Source organism: Rahnella sp. GSA61A (assembly GCF_019969905.1).
GTDB classification, from domain to species: domain Bacteria; phylum Pseudomonadota; class Gammaproteobacteria; order Enterobacterales; family Enterobacteriaceae; genus Rahnella; species Rahnella aceris.
The window spans coordinates 1-1,052 of sequence record NZ_JAHXYO010000053.1; the positions used below are offsets into that span (position 1 = coordinate 1).

The 1,052-nt window shown below is 51.2% G+C and carries 1 protein-coding gene; it reads left to right on the forward strand.

Annotation, left to right across the window (positions count from 1 at the left end):
• Positions 1-1,052: elongation factor Tu (gene tuf / locus LC431_RS26180; protein ID WP_223510482.1), on the forward strand; the 1,052-nt coding region annotated here is incomplete at both ends.

Genomic DNA, 1,052 nt, shown 5'->3' on the forward strand with positions numbered 1-1,052 from the left:
GTTGACCACGGTAAAACTACCCTGACTGCAGCAATCACTACCGTTCTGGCTAAAACCTACGGCGGTTCTGCACGCGCATTCGACCAGATCGATAACGCACCAGAAGAAAAAGCTCGTGGTATCACCATCAACACTTCTCACGTTGAATATGACACCCCGACTCGTCACTACGCGCACGTTGACTGCCCAGGGCACGCCGACTACGTGAAAAACATGATCACCGGTGCTGCACAGATGGACGGCGCTATCCTGGTTGTTGCTGCAACTGACGGCCCTATGCCTCAGACTCGTGAGCACATCCTGCTGGGTCGCCAGGTTGGCGTTCCATACATGATCGTGTTCATGAACAAATGCGACATGGTAGATGACGAAGAGCTGCTGGAACTGGTAGAAATGGAGGTTCGTGAACTTCTGTCTGCTTACGAATTCCCAGGCGACGACATCCCGGTCATCAAAGGTTCAGCGCTGAAAGCACTGGAAGGCGATGCCACTTGGGAAGCGAAAATCATCGAACTGGCAGAAGCACTGGACAGCTACATTCCACTGCCAGAGCGTGCTATCGATAAGCCATTCCTGCTGCCAATCGAAGACGTATTCTCCATCTCCGGCCGTGGTACAGTTGTTACCGGTCGTGTAGAGCGTGGTATCGTTAAAGTGGGCGAAGAAGTTGAAATCGTCGGTATCAAGGACACTGTTAAGTCTACTTGTACTGGCGTTGAAATGTTCCGCAAACTGCTGGACGAAGGCCGTGCTGGTGAGAACGTTGGTGTTCTGCTGCGTGGTATCAAACGTGAAGATATCGAACGTGGTCAGGTTCTGGCTAAACCAGGTTCAATCAAACCACACACCAAGTTTGATTCCGAAGTGTACATCCTGAGCAAAGATGAAGGTGGTCGTCATACTCCATTCTTCAAAGGCTACCGTCCACAGTTCTACTTCCGTACAACTGACGTGACCGGTACTATCGAACTGCCAGAAGGCGTTGAGATGGTTATGCCTGGTGACAACGTGAACATGGTTGTTACCCTGATCCACCCAATCGCGATGGATGA